The sequence below is a fragment of the Nocardia sp. NBC_01499 genome (assembly GCF_045040275.1).
Classification (GTDB): domain Bacteria; phylum Actinomycetota; class Actinomycetes; order Mycobacteriales; family Mycobacteriaceae; genus Nocardia.
The window spans coordinates 2013017-2033341 of sequence record NZ_CP109426.1 but is presented as its reverse complement, the minus strand read 5'-3'; the positions used below and the strand labels follow the sequence as shown (position 1 = coordinate 2033341).

The 20325-nt window shown below is 67.7% G+C and carries 15 protein-coding genes; 9 read left to right on the top strand and 6 right to left on the bottom strand.

The genetic code is table 11. The features are described 5' to 3' along the window. Positions 1 to 252 precede the first annotated feature (252 nt). The 4 genes from OG203_RS09210 to OG203_RS09195 all read right to left on the bottom strand — a co-directional run bounded on the left by OG203_RS09210 (position 253) and on the right by OG203_RS09195 (position 3014). Positions 253 to 1215 (bottom strand): hypothetical protein, encoded by a 963-nt coding sequence (locus tag OG203_RS09210; RefSeq protein ID WP_405165257.1) that lies wholly within the window; start codon positions 1213 to 1215, stop codon positions 253 to 255. Between the two features lie 11 nt (positions 1216 to 1226). Next, positions 1227 to 1745 (bottom strand): hypothetical protein, encoded by a 519-nt coding sequence (locus OG203_RS09205; protein WP_405165256.1) that lies wholly within the window; start codon positions 1743 to 1745, stop codon positions 1227 to 1229. Between the two features lie 271 nt (positions 1746 to 2016). After that, entirely contained in the window at positions 2017 to 2433 is a 417-nt protein-coding gene (locus OG203_RS09200; RefSeq protein WP_405165255.1) for an acyl-CoA thioesterase, read from the bottom strand. Between the two features lie 77 nt (positions 2434 to 2510). Then, on the bottom strand, positions 2511 to 3014 hold the full coding sequence (locus tag OG203_RS09195) for a cupin domain-containing protein (protein ID WP_405165254.1): 504 nt from the start codon (positions 3012 to 3014) through the stop codon (positions 2511 to 2513). 99 nt (positions 3015 to 3113) lie between these two features. Between OG203_RS09195 and OG203_RS09190 the strand changes: the two genes are divergently transcribed. From OG203_RS09190 to OG203_RS09160, 7 genes are all read left to right on the top strand, one after another. After that, a complete protein-coding gene (locus tag OG203_RS09190; RefSeq protein ID WP_405165253.1) occupies positions 3114 to 3656 on the top strand; it encodes a MarR family winged helix-turn-helix transcriptional regulator in 543 nt (180 codons plus the stop codon). 450 nt (positions 3657 to 4106) lie between these two features. Next, positions 4107 to 4928, top strand: a complete 822-nt coding sequence (locus tag OG203_RS09185; RefSeq protein ID WP_405165252.1) for an SDR family NAD(P)-dependent oxidoreductase — start codon at positions 4107 to 4109, stop codon at positions 4926 to 4928. A 33-nt stretch (positions 4929 to 4961) separates the two neighbouring features. Next, positions 4962 to 5036 (top strand): 50S ribosomal protein bL37, encoded by a 75-nt coding sequence (locus OG203_RS09180; protein ID WP_405167806.1) that lies wholly within the window; start codon positions 4962 to 4964, stop codon positions 5034 to 5036. Positions 5037 to 5228: 192 nt separating this feature from the next. Then, positions 5229 to 6023 (top strand): hypothetical protein, encoded by a 795-nt coding sequence (locus OG203_RS09175; RefSeq protein WP_405165251.1) that lies wholly within the window; start codon positions 5229 to 5231, stop codon positions 6021 to 6023. Between the two features lie 875 nt (positions 6024 to 6898). Beyond that, positions 6899 to 9766 carry a hypothetical protein gene (locus OG203_RS09170; RefSeq protein WP_405165250.1) on the top strand — a complete coding sequence of 956 codons (2868 nt, stop codon included), beginning with the start codon at positions 6899 to 6901 and terminating at the stop codon, positions 9764 to 9766. 60 nt (positions 9767 to 9826) lie between these two features. Beyond that, positions 9827 to 10057 (top strand): hypothetical protein, encoded by a 231-nt coding sequence (locus OG203_RS09165; protein ID WP_405165249.1) that lies wholly within the window; start codon positions 9827 to 9829, stop codon positions 10055 to 10057. A 238-nt stretch (positions 10058 to 10295) separates the two neighbouring features. Further along, complete coding sequence (locus OG203_RS09160) at positions 10296 to 14090, top strand: WD40 repeat domain-containing protein (RefSeq protein ID WP_405165248.1); 3795 nt, start codon at positions 10296 to 10298, stop codon at positions 14088 to 14090. Positions 14091 to 14190: 100 nt separating this feature from the next. On the opposite strand, the gene OG203_RS09155 is transcribed toward OG203_RS09160, so the two are convergent. After that, positions 14191 to 14757 carry a helix-turn-helix domain-containing protein gene (locus OG203_RS09155; protein WP_357392088.1) on the bottom strand — a complete coding sequence of 189 codons (567 nt, stop codon included), beginning with the start codon at positions 14755 to 14757 and terminating at the stop codon, positions 14191 to 14193. A gap of 87 nt (positions 14758 to 14844) precedes the next feature. Next, on the bottom strand, positions 14845 to 17664 hold the full coding sequence (locus tag OG203_RS09150; protein WP_405165247.1) for an aconitate hydratase: 2820 nt from the start codon (positions 17662 to 17664) through the stop codon (positions 14845 to 14847). Between the two features lie 368 nt (positions 17665 to 18032). Between OG203_RS09150 and OG203_RS09145 the strand changes: the two genes are divergently transcribed. Beyond that, positions 18033 to 18608: a DUF6676 family protein gene (locus OG203_RS09145; protein WP_405165246.1), complete on the top strand. Its 576-nt coding sequence runs from the start codon at positions 18033 to 18035 to the stop codon at positions 18606 to 18608. 266 nt (positions 18609 to 18874) lie between these two features. Continuing rightward, positions 18875 to 20287, top strand: coding sequence for an NlpC/P60 family protein (locus OG203_RS09140; RefSeq protein WP_405165245.1), 1413 nt, complete (start codon positions 18875 to 18877; stop codon positions 20285 to 20287). Positions 20288 to 20325: the final 38 nt, after the last annotated feature.

The following is a 20325-nucleotide window of genomic DNA, read 5'->3' as shown; positions in this document are numbered from 1 at the left end:
ACCGGTTTCGGCGGTATGTTTTTCGCCGACAACGGTGAGTTCGGTCGGCCGGGTGCGCGACAGGAACCGGCCATTGCCGGTGCGCTGCCGTTCCGCTGGGTAACACGCGGTAGGTCAACGCGTCGTTGTGTCGGCACAACCTGATCCGGCGCCCGCGCGCGGATGAGCCTCGGCCGCTGATGTTTCCGTGTGATCGGTGCCGATCAGCGCGACGCGCCGGTCCCGCGTTCCGAAATCAGTTGTGCCGCACCGTCAGTAGCCGCTGACCGCCCCGTCGCCATCGACGAGCAGATTGGCCAGGCTGCGGAAAATGGGCAGCCCCGTTTTGATCTCCAGGTACGCGAACTGCCCCTGCGGGTTGACCTCGAGGAAGTAGTACTCGCCGTCGAGGCCGAGCCGAATATCCAAGACGCCGAACGACAATCCGAGCGCACCCATCAACGTCGCGAGCGACTTGCTCACCGACGCGGGCAGATGCTCCGGAGTGAAGTCGACCGAGGTGTCCAGGCGCGAATCGACGCGACCGACACCGGCCTGTGAGTCGATGCGCACCGTCCACTCGACGCCGTCCACCCAGACGACCCGCAGATCGCATTCGGCGTCGACGTAGTCCTGGAAGGTGGTCGGCGCGGAACGGATTCCCGCCAGCCTGCCGTAGTCGGCCTCGGTGATGATCCTGGTCTCCGCGAATTCCGCGCGGCTTGTCCCGGTGCGCTTGTAAACGACTGGGCCTGGCCGGGATTCGGCGAAGCTGCGTGCCTCGTCCGGATCGTTGGTGATCAGCGTCTCCGGCACCGCGAACCCGGCGCGCAGCGCGGTCTCCAGCTGCACGATCTTGCGGCCAGCGGTGCGGTCGGCGCCGGGGTCGTTGACCCAGCTCGCCGGAATGGACCACAGCATGCCCTGGATGAAGCTGTCGCATTCGGCCTGGCGGAAGTCGTCGTCGGCGGCGCGGACGCCACCGGGCACCTGGCTTGGGTGCGGTCGACGCCACCAGACCGAGCGCACGTCGTCGAGTCCGATCACGTGCGAGAGCGAGCGCGCGGTGCCGAGCCGGTCCAACCGGAAACTGCCCGACTCGCGCGGAAAGTCGCGCAGGTCGAGGTGAATCGCGCTGAGCGCGTGGTGTTCTCGCAGCGTCGCGGCCATCGCGGTGGCGTGTAGGTCGTCGGATTCCGACACAATGAGGACCGAGCTCGCCCGGCGTGCCGTCATGCGTGCACCGATCAGTCGAGACTGTCGCAGTTGATGCCGTCGTCGCTGGTCGCGAGCGACTTGGTCTGGCAGTACGTGAAGGTCGCGCCGTGTGCGCCGGCGAGGTCGACGAGTTGCAGACGATCGGCCCAGGTTTCGGTGAGCTCACGCAACTGCTCGTCGCCGAGCGCCGCGGACGGTGCCTCGGTGAGCGTCATCGGGCGGTCGACGAGGTCGATGCGCAGGCGACGGGTGAAGTCGGCGGTGGCGCCGGCCCGGATATCGACAAGCACCGGACGACCATCGTGCTCGCTGGCGACCGCGGCTGTTGTTCCGTCGGGCAGCGCGGCGACTCCGTCTGGCACGCGCGAGAGCCCGTCCGGCAGCGGCGAATCGAGGACGCGCAGCACGTCGGACCGACGGAAAGTCCACGTTCCCTCGGCGACGCGCACGGTGATATCTCGTTCCGATTCCGCTACCAGCAAACCCTGCAGCGGAGGAACGCGGTCACTCTTCGGCGCGGTGCCAGGGAGGCGGAGTGCGTCGGTCATAGCTCATTCTCCGATCTGAATCCGATCTGCTCGCGATTTGCCACGACCTCCGAGCGTGGGTTCGATCATATCGTGCAGCAGGGCAGGATCGGTTCGGATCGGGAGATTTCACGGCCGGTGGCAAACCGGATTTCGGTGCCGGATGCGCTAGTACCGAAAGATTTTCGGTACACCAGGAATAGTTCCTGTGCAATCGTTTAGCTACTTCTGAATGGAAGAGTTGATCTGTATATAGCCCGGGGTTGGCGGCTTTGCATCCGCACTTGCCGTCTCACAGACCGAGCAGGTCCGGGCGTTCGGCCAGCGCCGCGAAGCGCTCGCCCGGCGCGGCGACGAGCTTGCGGGCGGTCAGATCGAGCAGGCCGGCGGTCACCGATATCTCCGCCGAGACGGTGCCGTCGAGTTTGCGGACCTCGTGCCGGAAGCCGAAGGTCTTGCCCTTCTCGCCGGTGTATTCGACCGTGACCTCGATTTCGTCGCCGCCGCGCAGTTCGCGGAGGTATTTGATGGTGGTCTCAAGCACGACCGGGCCGACGCCGCTGGCGATCAGCTTGTCCTGGGCGAGCCCGGCCGCGCGCAGCAGTTCCCAGCGGGCGTGCTCGCCGTACTGCAGGTAGACGGCCTGATTGAGATGACCTTGGGTGTCGAGCTCGTAACCGCGGACGAGAATTGGCACGGAAAAGGTCATCTCCTGCGTACCTCCTTGGCGGCCAGAATCGCTCCGACCTGCATCGACGGGTGTCACAGGCGAATTGTGCACCAGTTTCAGCGCCGGTTGGCGTTGCGCTCGGCCCACCAGTTCGGCGCGTCGACGAAGTGGTTGTCGAATTCCTCCTGCGCGGCCGCGAGATCGGCCAGCGTCGATTCGCCCTTGGCGATGCGATCGAGCAGCCGGAAGTACTCGAAGCGCTGCACGCCGGGCATGAGGGCGATCATGATTCGCGCGGTGCTGTCGGGCGTGGCGCCGAACGCGTGCGGCATGAACTTGGGCACCACGATCGAGCCGCCCGCGCCGACGGTGACGATCTTGTCCCCGGCCAGCAGCTGCAATTCGCCATCGGCGACGTAGAACAGCTCGTCCGAACTGGTGTGGTAGTGCGGCGACGCGCCGTCGGCACCCTGCTTCATGGTGACCTCGAGCGTGCTCAGCGCGCCGTCGGTGTCCGCGGAATCGAGGAGCAGCCGCATGGTGACCGCGTCGGTGCCCAGCGTCTCGGCGTCCTGCGGCTGCCGGATCGCGACGTCCATGCGGGGGGTGGTGCTGCTCATGGTGCACTCCGTGTAGTTCGGTGATTGATAATTCGCTACCGAACTATATATCAGCGAATAGAATCCTGTCCATGGTTGAGATGCTGACTGCGCAAGCGCATGGATAGGTCGTCGGGCGCTCGACCGGCGGACCATGACGCCACCGGCGCGGCGGATCCCGTCGACGTGATCATCGATCAGTGGCGGCGCGAGCGACCCGATCTCGAGCTGGAGGCGATGGGGATCGCCGGCCGTCTCGGCAGGCTGCTCATGGTGGCCCAGCGGGTGATCGAGGAGGTCTTCACCGCGCACGGATTGCAGCGCGGTGAGTTCGATGTGCTTGCGGCGCTGCGTCGTTCGGGTCGGCCGTTCGAGCTCAACCCGTCCGTGCTCGCCGACACCTTGATGCTGTCGCGCGCGGGGATGACCGGTCGCCTCGACCGGTTGGAGTCGGCCGGTCTGGTCTGCCGGATCGCCGATCCGGGCGATCGCCGTGCCGTGCGCGTCGCGCTGACCGACGACGGGCGCAAGCTCATCGACACGGTCGTCACCGCGCACGCCGAGAACGAAACCCGCATCCTGGCAGTACTTTCCGCGGACGACCGCCGCGAACTCGACCGCATCGCCCGAGTGCTGCTCGGCAGCCTGGAACCGGGGGAGTAGTCGAGGGGGAACTGACGGCGGCGATCTCTCGCGATTTTCCGCCACCAGTTCCCCGTGATCATGCGTCCAACTGGGCGCGTCAGGGATCCGTCAAAGTGGGGGCGGATCGGTTGTGGTGGCGGGCGGGGTGCGGTTATATCGGGGGATGACCGCAACTTTCGGCCTTCGTCGCGCGCTGCGCGGGGTGTCCGTGGTTGTCGTGTGTCTCGAACGGGACCTCCCGTCCGCCCTGGAGCGTGTCGGTTTCGGGAGTGAGGACGAACCGCCGAGTCCCGGTTCGATCTGACCCATTCTCCGCGCGGCCGAAGTGTGCTGCGCGGCCTTCTCCGCGCAGGTGACCGGTGTTTCGGTGTGCGCGTTCATCATTCGCGGCTATGACCGCGAATCCATTCTCCGCGTGCGTCTTTCGCGACCTCTGAGGCCGGGGCGCGCGCCCTCGATAGGAGAGCTATGTCCGAATTCTCGTCCGATGGCCGGATTGTGCTGGTGACCGGCGTCGATGAACGCCTCGGTTACGCGACGGCGAAGCGCCTGGCGGCCGACGGAGCCACCGTCATCCTGCACGCGCAGGACAAGGAACTCGCCGACGACGCATTGGAACAGTTGCTCGCGGATGGCGTGCAGACGCACCGCCTCCGCATGGTGCACGCCGATTTCACCAGGCTGGCCGAGGTGGACGAACTGGCCGGGATGCTGGCCGCGACGGTGCCCTCGCTGGACGCATTGATCAATGCCGCGGCCATGCCCGGCTTGCAGCGGCGCTCGCACACCGAGGACGGCAACGAGCTGACCATGCAGTTCAACTACCTCGCGCCGCAGCGGCTGACCCTCGCGCTGGCCACCGCGCTCGCGGCAGCACACGGGCGGGTTATCAATGTGACCTCGCGGCTGCACGTCGGCGGCAACATCGACTACTCCGACCTTGACCGCAACCGTGGCATCTATACCCCCATGTCCGTGTACGCCCAGTCCAAACTGGCGCTGACGATGTTCACCCGCACACTCGCCGAGACCGGTCCGGCCGGGCTCACCGCGATCAGCGTGAGCCCCGCCGACTTCGAGCTCGACATGCCGCAGTTGCGCAGTCACGCGGCGGCGCCGGTCGAGGGGGCCGCGGATCTGCTCGTGGTGCTGAGCGCTCCGTCGACGCCGGTGGTCAACGGCGGCTACTACGACGGCATCGAGCAGGCGAAATCGGCTGCCCTGGTGCGTAATTCGCGCGCACGGGCTCGGCTGGCGGCGTGGAGTCGCCAGCCGGCGCACGCCGAGTAAACCCCAGATCTCACAACGAAAGCAGGCAGGTCAGTGTCCAAGCGCGCGAACAAGAAACGCGCCCGCCGCAAGAACAAGGCCAATCACGGCCGACGGCCGGGCGCCTGAACCCTCGCTATCCCTCCTGGACATAGCGAGCCGGTCCGCCGCGACTCCGAACGGGGTCGCGGCGGGTCCGTTCGGACCCGGTTGGTGCAGTGAGCGAATCAGGTGGTTCGTTACTCATGTTCGCGCTGTTCCATGGGCCTACCGTGGGGATTCGCGCCGAATATCTCGGTGTGCTGCGCTAGGAGACCAACGATGATCGACATCATCACCCTCCGCGGGACCGGCGAGCCGCGGAACTCGGACGGGGCACCCGTCGGAATGCTGCACGACGTCACGAAACTGCTCGATACCGAACGGTTCTCGTTCTTCGAGCCGGATTGGCCTGCCTCGGTCGGGCCGGACCCTGATCTCTGGGGGGTGTCGCTGGACACTTCGGTGCGGGTCGGCACCGCAGCGGGTGTCAAGGCGATCCAGGATTCGCCGAATGTCTGTGGGCTGCTGAGCTATTCGCTCGGCGGGATCTGCGTGAGCCAGATTCTGGAGGGGGTGCGCGCGGGTAAGTACAAGAACACCGACGGGTCGCCGCTGGAGATCGCGTTCGCGGTGAACATCTCCAACCCGCTGCGCAAGGCGGGCGAATCGGTCGCGAACCTGTGCCCGCCGTCGACCTTCGGCCTGCACGGCCAGCGCGGCACCTGGCCCGACGCGGTCGCCGTCCGCGAGTACGCCAATCCCGGCGACATCATCACCGCCGCGCCCGCCGATTCCCCGCTCCGGTTCATCGACGTCGGCATCGCCCCGTTCTCGTTCCTGGAGGGTGCCCGCATCGGCAATCTCGGTCCGCTGATCTTCGCGGAGCTGCTCGACTGGCTGATGCGCGACCCGATCGCCAATCTCGACCGCTACGTCACGGCCGTGCGCGGCCTCATCGGCTACCTCACCGCGTGGCCGGATGGGCAGCACGTGTTGTACTCCGGTCACAACATGCCCGGCACCGATCACCTCTGGACGACCGACGCCGCGGACTACATCAACGACACGTTCTGAATCGGATTCGCCGCGCGGCTTGACCAAGAATTCCGCGCGTCTCCCGGCCTCTGTGGGGACCGAGCGCGCGCCGCACAAAGTTAGCTGGATCATAGCTTTGGTATGACTGTCGGCTGTTTGAAATAGTTGAAAGTTGTATGTCAAGGGCAGTGGGCGTCAGTATCCCGTAAACGCATTCCGCGGCGGAAAGGTGAAATCTGTCCGCCTAGCTGGTCATATGTCCAGTGAGACCTTTTTGTCCATTGACGGGTAAGTGTCTGATCCCAAACCTGGAAGCATGACCAGTTACGAGAGATGCGGAAGAGTAGCTACCGCACGTGCATCGGTCGTCATGCGTTCCGCGTACGCCATGCCACCGGCACCGCGTGACCCACCAGCCGGGTGCCCCTCGACCGCGCGTCGCCCATCCGGGTCGCGATCGCCGGTCCGGCGGGGCGCACGTGCCGAGCAACGCGCTTACCTGTGCTCTCGCGATTCGAGCGGTGCGATCCACGTCCGCGTCGCGACCACCGTCGGAGTCAACGGCCTGTGGTCACTGGCGGCACCTGTGACCGGAGGAGGGGATCGGTCCGTCCGACGAATTCGTCCTCGTTCGATGAGTTCCGCGCGAGTTCCGCAAAGCCGATCGAATCCGGCCGCGTACTCGCTGCATCACCTCGATCGAAAGGTTCTCGTATGTTGCCACACCCAAACGTCGCCGGGTAACCACGCCCGCCGCGCGGCACCGCAAGGTAGCCGACCACGCTCGCAAAGGCCGGTACGCGGCGGCCGCGGTCGCCTCGCTGGCCACCGTCATGCTGTCGGCGGGTCACGCGGCCGCCGAAGCACCCCCACCGCCGCCGATGCCGGCGCCACCGAGCGAGATCGTGTCGGGTGTGAGCGCGGCGGTTTCGGCCGCACTGCCGGACATCCGACGTTCGGTGACCGAATTCGGGGATTCCGTGCCGCCCATCGCCACCGGTGTGCCCGAAATCGACGCCATCGGCGCGACCTTGGCTCCCGTCGTGCAGGACGTGGTCGGTCAGGCGCTCACCGCGCTCGGTCCCGTGCCCGCGGTCCCGCAGGCAGACGGCACCGGCGAGCTGATCCGCGACCTGACCACACCCACGCCTGAGCCCGCGCACTCGTCGTTGCCCGGGGGTCTGACCGCCGACGACGCGGTGGCCGCTGGCCCGATCGGCTCCGCGCCGTCGCCGGTCACCGAACTCGCGCGGGTCGCCGACACGGTCGATCTGCGTCAACTGGCCGGATGGGCCGATGCGGCGGTGCCGAGTGGACCGCTCGGTCAGCCCGTCCGCGATCTGCTCGTCTTCGTCGACGAGGCGATCGAGCAGGCCGGTGTCCGTCGCGACCCGCTCGGCGAGCCGCTCGCCGACCTGGCCAACCAGGCGCGCACCCGCTTCGGCTTCCCGAAGGATGGGCCCGACCCCACCGAGGCGCTGCGCGGGCTGCTGAACCCGATGCTCGGCCGGACCGTGGGTGACGGAGATCCCTTGCAGGACTTGATCTCCGGTGTCCGTCAGTTCATCGCGGACCCGGTCGCCGCGCTCGGTACCGGCCGCGCGCCGACCCTGAGCGATGTCCGCGGCATGCGCGACGACGGCGGCCTGCTCGGTCGCCACAACGCGACCCTGCCGTTCCTCGACCTGCCGATTCTTGCCGCGGTGCTCGGTGGGGGCACGCTCGTCGGTGCCATGGCGCTCGGCGCCCTCGCGTTGCTCGCGGCGCCCGAGGTCATTGGTGCGCTGGTGATCGGCGGAGTACTGCTCGCGCCGATCGCGATACCGGTGGTCCTCGGTATCGGCGCCGTGCTCGCCGGGATGGAGGTGCTGGCGTTGCCGTTCGAGATCACCATCGCGGTACCGGTTCTCGGCGGCGGCGCGGCCTTCCTCGCACTCGCTGCACCGGTCGTGCTCGGGGTGCTCGCGCTCGGCGCTACGGTGGTTGGCGGTTTGGTGATGTTCGCGATGCCGGAGGTGCTCGGGGTGCTCGCGCTCGGCGCTGCCGTTGTCGGTGGTTTGGCGATCTTTGCGATGCCGGAGGTGCTCGGGGTGCTCGCGCTCGGCGCCGCCGTTGTCGGCGGTTTGGTGATGTTCGCGATGCCGGAGCTGATCGGGTTCGGCGGGTTCGCGCTCGCCGCGCTGCTGGCAGGCGGTGCCGCGCTGTTCGTCGGACCGGCCATGCTGGCGGCCATGGCGGCCGGTGCGGTCGGCACCGTACTGATCGAGACCCTGATGGCGGGTGCGGCCGCGGCCGCGACGGCCACCGTCGGAATGGGTGCGTTGGCGATGGTCGGCATCCCGCTGATGGCCTACGGCGTGCCCGCGGTATTGGCTGTGCTGCTGACCGTCGCAGTGTTGTCGATGCTGCTCACCACGGTGCTGCCGGTCTTGATGGCAAGTGAGTTCCTGGAGGAGCTTGAACTCGGGGCTGGTGTCGGTGAGCTCATCGAGTCGCTGGTGAAGGGACTTACCCCCGGGTTCCCGGAGTCGTCGCCGAGTCCGGTGCCCTCGCCCTACGGTGAGTCCGTCCCGCGCACAGCGCCTTCGCCTTACGGTGAGGTTGCGCCGGGTCCGGCTCCGTTCGGTGAAGCCGCTCCGCGCCCGGCGCCGTCGCCGTTCGGTGAGACTGCCCCGCGCACAGCGCCTTCGCCGTTTGGTGAGGTCGCTCCGCGTCCGGCGCCGTCGCCGTTCGGTGAGTCCGCCCCGCGCACCGCACCGTCGCCTAATGGCGAAACTGCGCCGCGCACAGCACCTTCGCCCTACGGAGAATCCGCCCCGAGCACGGCGCCCTATGGTGAGTCTGCGCCGCGCACAGCACCTTACGGTGAGTCCGCCCCGCGTCCGGCACCGTCGCCCTACGCGGAGTCAGCGCCGCGCACAGCACCGTATGGTGAGTCCGCGCCGCAGCCCTACGGCGAAAGCGCCCCGCGCACAATGCCTTCGCCCAACGGTGAGTCCGCGCCGCGAGTTCAGCCGAGGCCTTACAGCGAACCCGCCCCGCAGGTCCAGCCCCGGCCGTATGCCGAGCCTGCTCCGCAGGTTCAGCCCCGGCCGTACGCGGAGCCTTGGCAGTACAGCGAGCCTGCCCCGCGAGTTCAGCCCCGGCCGTACGCTGAACCCGCTCCGCGAGTGGAGCCTTGGCAGTACAGCGAGCCCGCGCCGCGGGTCGAACCGCGGCCGTACGTTGAGCCTGCCCCGCAGGTTCAGCCGCAGCCGTATGCCGAGCCCGCCCCGTATGCCGAGCCTTGGCAGTACTCCGAGCCCGCGCCGCGGGTCGAACCCCGGCCGTATGTCGAGCCTGCCCCGCAGGTCGAACCGCGACCGTATGTCGAACCCGCTCCGCAGCTTCAGCCGCGGCCGTACGTCGAGCCTGCCCCGCAGGTTCAGCCGCAGCCGTATGCCGAGCCCGCTCCGTATGCCGAGCCTTGGCAGTACTCCGAGCCCGCGCCGCAGGTCGAGCCCCGGCCGTATGCGGAACCTGCCCCGCAGCCGTACGTCGAACCGGCTCCGTATGCCGAGCCTTGGCAGTACTCCGAGCCCGCTCCCCAGGTGGAACCTCGGCCGTATGCCTACTCGGAGCCTGGCCCGTATGCCGAGCCCTACCCGTACGCCGAGCCCGCGCCGCGAGTGGGACCGCGCGCTTACGGCACGTCCTTCAACGCGGGCGCTCCGTTCATCGGGAACGGCGCGGCAGCGGGAATCGGTTCGGACGGACATAGCCGTGAACTGGTTGCGGCCTGAGCCGATTGCTGACCGGAACCGGTCGCTAGCAACGGAATACAACGAGGATAGGAGTTCGCGATGCAGCCCATCCCGGCCACGAGTCCTGAGGGTCTGCTCGACATCAGTTCCGCGCCAATCGGTTTCGGCTACTACAAGCAGGACGCCGGCAAGACCGAAACCGCACCGACGGCTCGCGTCGGCTGGTGGACCCGGCACCGGCGGCTCGCGATCGGCGTCGGAATGACGCTGGTGACGGCCCTGGGATTCGTGCCAGCGGTGCAGTACGCCGTTCTGCTGGTGCAGGCGTAGCCGCCACGGTGACGCGCACCGTCCGAGCACGGTGCGCGTCACCCAACAGCCTCGCGAACCGGACCTAACATACCGACTGGTATGCTCGATCTGCTCAGCTCAGCGCCGCAATTCCTGGACACCCGACACCTTGGTGGTGAACATGCGATTGTCCTGTTCGCTGGTCTGTACCGACCCCCCGCCCACGCGGCGATAAGCAGCCGGTGCAGCGAGCAGCACGCCGGACGGCGGTGCGCACGTGGTAGCCCAACGAACCATCGGCGCCCCGAGTCGAGCCGAAGGTCGTCGCCTCTTCGCCGACCGGCTCAGCGAGCTCTTCGCCGCGGCCGGTGGCCCACCGTTGAAGACGGTGGTCCGTGCGGCCAACGCGCGGCTCCCGGAGGGCACGAGCCAGATCACCTTCCAGCGGATCAGCGACTGGCGGCGCGGCAGTCGCACGCCCGCCACGTTCGACTCGGTGCGTCCGGTGCTGGAAGTCCTGATCGCGGATGCCCGGCGGCGCAACCCCGACAACCCTCGGGCCGATCGATCCTTACTCGATCTGGCGCAGTGGCGTCAGGACTGGGCGGCGACCAGGGTCGAGCCGCCGACCATCGACGCCGACCGCGCACCCTACCTCGGTCTGCGGCCGTACGGAGTCGAGGACAGCGACCTGTTCTTCGGCCGCACTGACGCGAAACAACAACTCCTCGAACTGATTTCAGCCGCAGAGTCGAGCGATGAGGCGGCCGCGGCGCTGCTGCTCGGCCCGTCCGGCATCGGCAAATCGTCACTGCTCGCCGCCGGGCTGCATGCCGCGCCAGGACCGCGCACGCCGATCGCCATGACCCCCGGCCAGGATCCGGTGGCCGCGCTGGCCGCCGCGCTCGCCGGCCCGCCCCCGACGCACCGCCTGCTGCTGATCGATCAAGGCGAGCAGGTGTTCACGCTGTGCTCGGATGACGCACTGAGACGAGAGTTCCTGCGGGAGTTGACAATCCTCGCTGATCCGGCCGCGGACCCGCCGACCACCGTCGTCGTCGCGTTCGACATCGCGTATCTGCAAGAACTCCTGCGCTACCCGCGAATGGCAGACCCGCTGCGTCAGCGCGCGATGTTGCTCGACCCGATGACGCCGCAGGAACTTCGGGAGGCGATCGTCCGGCCCGCCGAGACCACCGGCCTTCGGGTCGAGGACAGCCTGGTCGAGGTGATGCTGCAGGACCTGGACGCGATCGACGCGCACAGTTCGGCCCGGCTACCGCTGTTGTCGCTGGCACTGAGCATGACGTGGGCGAAGCGGCACGGCAGGACACTGACGGTCGACGGCTATCGCGAAGCGGGCGGATTGAGCGGTGCGTGCGCGGTCGGCTGTGAAGCGGTCTGGTCCCAGCTCAGCGACGGCGAGCGGGAGATCGCGCGGCATGTGCTCCTCGCGCTGACGATCATCGAGCCGACCACGGTGGTGCGCAACCGAGTGCCGGTCGAGCTGCTGATCGAGGAATCGGCGGACCCGGCATCCGCCCGCGCCGTCATCGCGCGGATGGCCACAGCGCGAATACTCTTGCGGCACAACAACGATGTCGAACTGGTCCACGATCTGCTGCTGACCGGCTGGCCCCGACTGGCCGAATGGCTAGCCGAGGAAAGGGAATTCGCCGCGGACCGGCAGCGCATCGAGGCCGACGCGCGCGAGTGGACGCGCCTGGAACGACCAACGACGCTGCTGTACACCAAGTCTCGGCTCGAAAACGCGGCTGGATGGATGCGGCGCACCGAGTCGTCGAACCGGCTCGCCAGGGAGTTCGTGTCGGCCTCGCTGGCTCGACAGCGCACGCGCATCATCCGGTGGCGGATCTTCCTGTCCGCCGTCGCGGTGCTCACCGTGCTGGCACTGGTGCTGTCGGTGGTGGTGGTCGGTCAACGCGCGACCGTCGCACAGGAAGGCAAGGACGCCTTGCTCAGCCAGTTCGTCGATCAATCAGAGCGCGTCGAGAACGCCGACCCGGTGCTGTCCACCCAGCTCGCGCTCGCGGCATACCGGTTGAGTCCGACTGATCCGGCCGCCCGGGCCAGATTGCTTGCCGCACAGGTACAGCCGATCGAGGTCGCCTCGGCGGACACCCACGACGGACCCGTGCACGGGCTCGCCTTCAGTCCGAGCCACCAACTCGTGGCCAGCGCCGGTGACGACGGACTTGTCCGACTGTGGGACGTATCGAATCCGAATGCGATCACCCAGGTCGGACCGGCGCTGAGCGGGCAGCGTGGTGCCGTCGCATCGGTCGAATTCAACCAGGACGGCACCATGCTGGTCAGCGTCGGCACCGACGGCACATTGCGGCTGTGGGACATTCGCGACCCGCGGCGGTCGAGCCTGGCCGGTGTGTTCGACAACGGCACCGCGATCACCGCCGCCGCTTTCCTCCCCGATGGCCGCACGCTTGCCGCGGGCGGCGTCGACGGAACGCTCACCTTCCTCGATATCACCGCGCCGCAAGCCATTCGGCGGCGCGGCGCGGTCATTGGCGCGCATCCAGCGGGGATCAAGGCGATGGCGCTGGCGCCGGACGCGCCGCTGCTCGCCACCGCGGGCGATGACGGCGCCGTGCGAATGTGGGCCGTCGACGACCCTGACCAGCCGCACCCGGTGGGCCTGCCGCTCGACAGCGGTGGTGCCGTGCAGGCGGTCGCCTTCGGGCCGAACGGTCGGCTGGTAGCTGGCACCGCCGACGGCCTGCTGCTGTTCTGGGACGTGCGCGATCAGGATCGGCCGCGCAACGTCGACCGGAAACAGACTCGCCCCGTACCGATTTCGAACCTGCAATTCTGGCTGGACGGCCGAGCACTCGTGGTCACCGACGCGGGCGGCACCCCACGGGAGTGGAACACCAGCCGCCTCGACCGCGTGTCACCCGTCGTCTTGGAACTGGTCAGCAGTGAGACGATCCAGTCGTTCGTGGTCGTCTCGAACACCATGGCGATCAGCGCGGGCACGGACGGCAAGATCAGGACGTGGAGCCAGGCGGGTGCCCGGCTGCCCATCGTGTTCGCGAGTTCGCTCACCGCACTCGACGTCGACCGAGCGGGCAAGACCCTGGTCGGCGGCTTCCGCGACGGCCAGGTAGCCGTGTGGGATATCGGCGTACCGCTGCTCAGCTCGATGCTCAGCGAGGTGCGGGCGGGCCCGCCCGATCGCCACGGCACGGAGGTAGCGCTGCGACCGGACGGCGCACTGCTTGCCGCGGCCGACGCCGAGGAAGTACACCTGTGGAATCTGACCGATCGAGTGCGGCCGGCACCGGCCGGCGCGCTACCCGGCACCGGGCCAATTGCCTTCGCGCCCAAGGGAGATCGGCTGCTCACCGGAGTCGGTCACCGGTCACTGCAGCTGTGGGATATCGCCGATCCGGCTGTTCCGCGCCCCCTCGGCGGTCCGTTGTCGACCGGACACGACCGCGACATCGAACTCGCGACCCTCGCACCCGAACGGCCATTGCTCGCTGCCGCCGACAATGATTCGCGAATTCACCTGTGGGACATAGCCGATCCGAGCAAGCCAGCGGCATCGCTCGACCTGCACGGCGCGAAGGCGCGGGCACTGATCTTCGCGCCGGACGGCAAAACCCTGTTCAGCGCGGACGATACCGGCATGATCCGCTCGTGGGACGTCACCGATCCGGCTCAGGCTCGCGAACTGGACGCGGTACGCGCGCACACCGCCGCGATCCGAACGCTGACGATCGATCAATCCGGCCACCGCCTGGCCTCCGGCGGCGCCGACCAGACCGCCCGCCTGTGGGATATCGCCGAACCGTCCGCGATCCGCCCGCTCGGCGACCCGATCGAGGCGAAGATCGGCTGGACCTGGTTCCTGCGCTTCGACCCGGCCGACGAGTCGCGCCTGCTCGGCGTCGGCGACCAACTCTCTACCCTCTGGTACACCGACCCCGCCGCGGTCGCCGAGAAACTGTGCTCCTCCTCGGCCGCCATGCTCGATGAGCAGCAGTGGCGCAGCCTGCTGCCTTCGGTGCCCTACACCCGCGCCTGCTGACCACCCTCTTGATTTCCCGCACCGAGAATCGCACCCGATTCCAGGCGATTTCAGGTGCGGGAAGTCAGAAGTGGTGCGGCTCTGCGCAATCGGGGCGAGCTCAGTCCCGCCGACGCACCGAGGCTTCGACGAGATCCAGTACCGCCGTGAGGTTTTCGTTCGTATGCCCCGACGCGATCCGCGCGATGAGCCCGTCCAGCACCAGGTCGAGGTAACCGAGCAGCACGTCGGTGGGCACATCGTCACGCAGCGCACCGGCGGCCTTGCGGCGCTCCAACCGGGCCAGCGTCGCTGCGGTCAGTTCGGCCGATCGCTGAGTCCACCCCGCACGGAACTCAGGATCGGTCCGTAACCGCCGCGCGATCTCCAAACGTGTTCCGAGCCAATTGAATTGCTCGGGATGGGCGAGCATGTCCCGCATCACCCCGACGATGCCCTGGTTGGCCGCGACATCGGCCATCCGTTCGGCGTCCTCCTGCGCGAGCGCGAGGAACAGCGCGTCCTTGTCCCGGAAGTGGTGGAAGATCGCGCCGCGCGACAGGCCGATCTCCTCCTCGAGGCGGCGCACCGTTGCGCCCTCGTACCCGTATTCGGCAAAGCAGCGCCGCGCCCCGTCGAGAATCTGGCTGCGCCGGGCGGCGAGGTGATCTTCACTGACTTTGGGCATAGCGGGCGTGCTCCTCCAAGAGGTGTGAGAAGTCCGCGCACCGCGAAAACGCGGTGCGCGGACTCTCGACTAACGGCGTGTGCGTGATCAGCCGCGAATCATGTTGCGCAGCACGTACTGCAGGATGCCGCCGTTGCGGTAGTAATCGGCCTCACCGGGGGTGTCGATCCGGACCACGGCGTCGAAGGTGATCTTGTCACCGTTCTCCTTGGTGGCGGTGACCTTCAGCGTCTTCGGCGTCGTGCCCTCGTTCAGCTTGGTGATGCCCTCGATGTCGAAGGTCTCGGTGCCGTCCAGCTTCAGCGACGCGGCCGACTCACCGGCCGGGAACTGCAGCGGAATGACGCCCATACCAATGAGATTCGAGCGATGGATGCGCTCGAAGGACTCGGTGATGACGGCCTTGACGCCGAGCAGCGAGGTGCCCTTGGCGGCCCAGTCACGCGAGGAACCCGAGCCGTACTCCTTGCCGCCGAGCACGACCAGCGGGATGCCCGCGGCCTGGTAGTTCTGCGCGGCGTCGTAGATGAAGGCCTGCGGGCCGCCGTCCTGGGTGAAGTCGCGGGTGTAACCACCCGAGACGTCGTCGAGGAGCTGGTTGCGCAGCCGGATGTTGGCGAAGGTGCCGCGGATCATCACCTCGTGGTTACCGCGCCGCGAGCCGTAGGAGTTGTAGTCCTTGCGCTCGACGCCGTGACCCTCGAGGTACTGCGCGGCCGGGGTGCCGGCCTTGATGTTGCCCGCCGGGGAGATGTGGTCGGTGGTGACCGAATCGCCGAGCAGGGCGAGCACGCGGGCGCCGGAAATGTCGGTGACTGGCTTCGGGTCCTGTGGCATGCCGTCGAAGTACGGTGGCTTGCGCACGTAGGTGGAGTCGGCGTCCCAGTCGAAGATCTTGCCCTCGGGGGTCTCCAGCCCGCGCCAGCGCTCGTCACCCTTGAACACGTCGGCGTAGGACTTGATGAACATGTCCTGGCTGATCGCGGTGCCGATGGTCGCCTCGATCTCCTTCGAGGAGGGCCAGATGTCCTTCAGGAAGACATCGTTGCCGTCGGCGTCCTGGCCGAGCGCGTCGTGCTCGAAGTCGAAGTCCATCGTTCCGGCGAGCGCGTAGGCGATGACCAGCGGCGGCGAGGCCAGGTAGTTCATCTTCACGTCGGGGGAGATGCGGCCCTCGAAGTTGCGGTTGCCCGAGAGCACCGCGGTGACCGAGAGGTCGTTGTCGTTGATCGCCTTCGACACGGCCTCCGGTAGCGGGCCGGTGTTGCCGATGCAGGTGGCGCAGCCGTAGCCGACCAGGAAGAAGCCGAGCTTCTCCAGGTAGGGCCACAGGCCGGCCTTGTTGTAGTAGTCGTTGACGACCTGCGAACCCGGCGCCATGGAGGTCTTGACCCACGGCTTGGAGGTCAGGCCCTTCTCGACGGCGTTGCGCGCGAGCAGCGCGGCGCCGAGCATGACCGACGGGTTGGAGGTGTTGGTGCACGAGGTGATCGAGGCGACCACCACGGCGCCGTGGTCGAGCACGAAGTCGCCGTACTCCTCCGAGGAGACCTTGACCGGCTTGCTCGGACGGCCGACCGCGCCGTTGGCGGCGGACGGGATCAGCACCGCGTCGTCATCGGCGAAGGAGAGCACGGCCGGATCGCTGGCCGGGAAGGACTCCTCGATGGCCTCGTCGAGGTGCGTGTGCGGGGTGACGGCGGCGGGGCCGCTCTCCGCGTCGTTGGTGTAGTTGTGGATGTCCTTGCGGAACGCGGTCTTGGACTCCGACAACAGGATTCGGTCCTGCGGACGCTTCGGGCCCGCGATGGAGGGCACCACATCGCCGAGGTCGAGTTCCATGTACTCCGAGTACGCGGGCTCGTGCTCGGCGTCGTGCCACATGCCCTGTTCCTTGGCGTACGCCTCGACCAGCGCGAGCTGATCGTCGGTGCGGCCGGTCAGGCGCAGGTAGTCGATGGTCACCGAGTCGATCGGGAAGATCGCCGCGGTGGAACCGAATTCGGGGCTCATGTTGCCGAGGGTCGCGCGGTTCGCCAGCGGAACCTCGGCGACGCCCTTGCCGTAGAACTCGACGAACTTGCCGACAACGCCGTGCTTGCGCAGCATGTCGGTGACGGTGAGCACCACGTCGGTTGCGGTGACGCCGGGCTTGATCTCACCGGTCAGCTTGAAGCCGACGACGCGCGGGATCAGCATCGAGACGGGCTGGCCGAGCATGGCCGCCTCGGCCTCGATACCGCCGACGCCCCAACCCAATACACCGAGGCCGTTGACCATCGTGGTGTGCGAGTCGGTGCCGACGCAGGTGTCCGGGTATGCCTGGCCGTTGCGGACCATGACGGTGCGGGCCAGGTGCTCGATGTTGACCTGGTGCACGATGCCGGTGCCGGGGGGGACGACCTTGAAGTCGTCGAACGCGCCCTGACCCCAGCGCAGGAACTGGTAGCGCTCCCGGTTGCGGGAGTACTCGATGTCGACGTTGCGCTCGAGCGCGTCGGCGCGGCCGAACACGTCGATGATCACCGAGTGGTCGATGACCATCTCGGCGGGCGCGAGCGGGTTGACCTTGTCCGGGTCGCCGCCGAGGGTCTGCACGGCCTCACGCATGGTGGCGAGGTCGACGATGCACGGCACGCCGGTGAAGTCCTGCATGATCACGCGGGCCGGGGTGAACTGGATCTCGATGCTCGGATCGGCCGAGGGATCCCAATCCGCAATGGCGCGAATGTGATCGGCGGTGATGTTCGCGCCGTCCTCGGTGCGGAGCAGGTTCTCCGCGAGGACCTTGAGTGCGTAGGGGAGTTTCTTGGTGCCGGGCACGGCGGAGAGGCGGAAGATCTCGTAGGAGTTGCTTCCGACCTCGAGGGTGCCCTTGGCGCCGAAAGTATCGATACTTGTCGTCACGTCAGCTCCACTCGTCTGTGAGGGTTGGCCGTCGGCGGGGCTGTGCCGGCGGCTGGTTTTCTCGAGCGACCTGCAAGCAGTCGCTAGCGGATGGTCTTTGCAGGTGCTCCAGCGCTCGATTGCGCCGGTTCCTCGCGCTACGACCTTAACAGTACGCTTGTCCTGTGAGCGCACGGGCCCCGCCCGTTCAGTCTGCGCCAGGGCCCGTAGCGAGCTGCGCGGGGGCGCGTCGCGTGCCGTCTGCGCGTGCCGCGACTCTCCGTCGCGTACTGTGCTTTCGGAGCCAGCCGGGTGGCATTGAGCTCACCCCGCAGTGTTGGATGCACGTCGCTTCGGATGCCGATGCGGCTCGACAGACCGGATGGAAGATGACCGTCTCGCACACCTCGGTTTTCACACCCATGGCCGCCGAACTGCCGCCGAACGTCACCGAGGACACCGTCACCACCATCAACGCCGATCTGGCCGACAATCACGTCGCCACGGTGGATGGCAAGGACCAGACGGGGTTGGCGGCCGTCGCCGCCGACGCGCGAGCGCACGGAATCCAGCTGAACATCGTCGTCGTGCCCGGCAACCCCGGCCGCGACTCGAGCCTGCGTGACCTGGCCACCGAGGTCGGCAATACCCAGCACGGCACCGTTCTGGTGCTGAGCGACGACTTCGCGGGCACCTACAGCGACTCGATTCCCCGGGTCCGCCTCGAGTGGGCCGAAGATCAGGCGAAGTACAAGGGCGGGCACTCCACCGACGCGGCACAGTCATTCGTCGACCAGCTGGAGCGGCCCGAGGGCGTGTCCTGGACCGCGATCACCAGTGTGTTGCTCGCGGGTACCGCCGCGGTCGTGATCGGGCTCTACTTCGTGAAGTCCCGTCGGCGTGCCGAACCCGCCGCGCCGGTGAGTGTTTCCGAAACCGACGGCGATCGGGCCGCTACCGCATAGCTGGTTTCGATCCAGCTACTTTCCCTGACGACCGGTATGTTCTACCGCTCGGAAACCTTTGCCACATCCGGCTAATTTCAGGCAAAGGAAAAATTACGCGCCTGTCATTCTGTTGCTGGAGTTCCTTTGGTGACTGAAGTGTCGTACGGTCGTGTAGTTACTGATGGGGATGAAGTTGTAGTCAGGGGTTATCTGCCGACCACCGAGGTTGACGGTGCGGTTGGTGCTCACGAGGCGGTGCCTGAGTCGGGTCCTTGGGAGGTGCGATGCGCAACAACGGCGAGGCCGCTAATCGGCGTCCGCTGGGGGTCGCTCTGGGGTTGCTGGTGACGGTCGTCGTGGTGTTGGCCGGGCCTGCCGTCGCGGTGCCGCCTGCCCCGCCGAACCCGAGTGACGGCCAGATCGCCGGTGCCGGAGCGCAAGTCGACGCGGGCGTGACCGAGGTCGGCGGACTCATCAATCAGGTCGCGGTGGTCGACCAGCAGTTGCAGCAGCTCGACAGCGAGGTCGCCCGCAAGCGCGAAGAAGTGAACAAGGCCCTTGTCGACTTGCAGAACGCGCGCGACGCCGCCGACGCGGCCGCCGCCGTCGTCGCCGACACCCAGCGCGAATTGGCCGACGCCGGAACGCGAGTCGGCGCCGCGCGGCACAACTTCGACCAGTTCGCGGCCCAGGCTTACACCCGTCCCGCCGCGGAGTCGATGGTCGTCTACCTGGCCGCCGCCACCCCGGCCGCCGCCCTCGACCAGGCCCAGTTGCTATCCCTGGTCTCGAAGAATCAGCAGCAGGTCCTCGACGGCCTACGCCGGGCCCAGATCGACCAGGGCAACAAGAATTCCAGTGCGCGCCAAGCGAAGTCGGACGCCGACGCGGCCGCCGCTGCCGCCGAGCAGGCGAAGGCCGACGCCGAGCAGGCGGTCGTCGCCGCCAAGGCCGCGCTCGACCAGCAGACGGTGCAGCGCGACAATCTGCAACGGCAGCGCGCGGATGCGCAGGGCCGCTTGGACTTCGCGCGACAGAACGTGGCGGGACTGCAAGGACAGCGCGATGCCTACTTGAACTGGGAGCAGCAGCGCAAGGCCGAAGAAGCCGCGGTGCGCGCCGCCGCCGCGGCGGCCGCCGCCCGCGCCTCCGCCGATCAGAACGCCCAGGGACGCGCCGGTCAACTCAACGACGGCAAGCGCCCGCACACCCAGCTGGAGAATTCGCCACCGCGCCGAGGCACCCCGCGTCCGAGCCTGCCGTCCATCGGCGGCTCCGCGGCGGTCGAGACGGTGGTCGACCGTGCCATGTCCCAGGTTGGCGTCATCTATGCCTGGGGCGGCGGCGACGAGGACGGCCCGACACTCGGCATCCGCGACGGCGGCGTCGCCGACAGCTACGGCGACTACAACAAGGTCGGCTTCGACTGTTCCGGGCTGATGATCTATGCCTTTGCCGGGATCGGGGTTTCGCTGCCGCACTACAGCGGGTACCAGTACAACGCGGGCGTCCGGGTACCGGTTGCTCAGCGCGCCCGGGGCGACATGTTGTTCTGGGGTACGAATGGCAGCGAGCATGTCGCGCTGTATCTGGGTGATGGGCAAATGATCGAGGCACCGGAATCGGGTGAAGTGGTTCGGGTGACGGCAGTCCGTGAAGGCGGGATCATGCCGTATGCGGTGCGAATCGTCAGCTGACAGTCATCCGTCATGGTGGTCGAGTTCGCGGCAGGGAG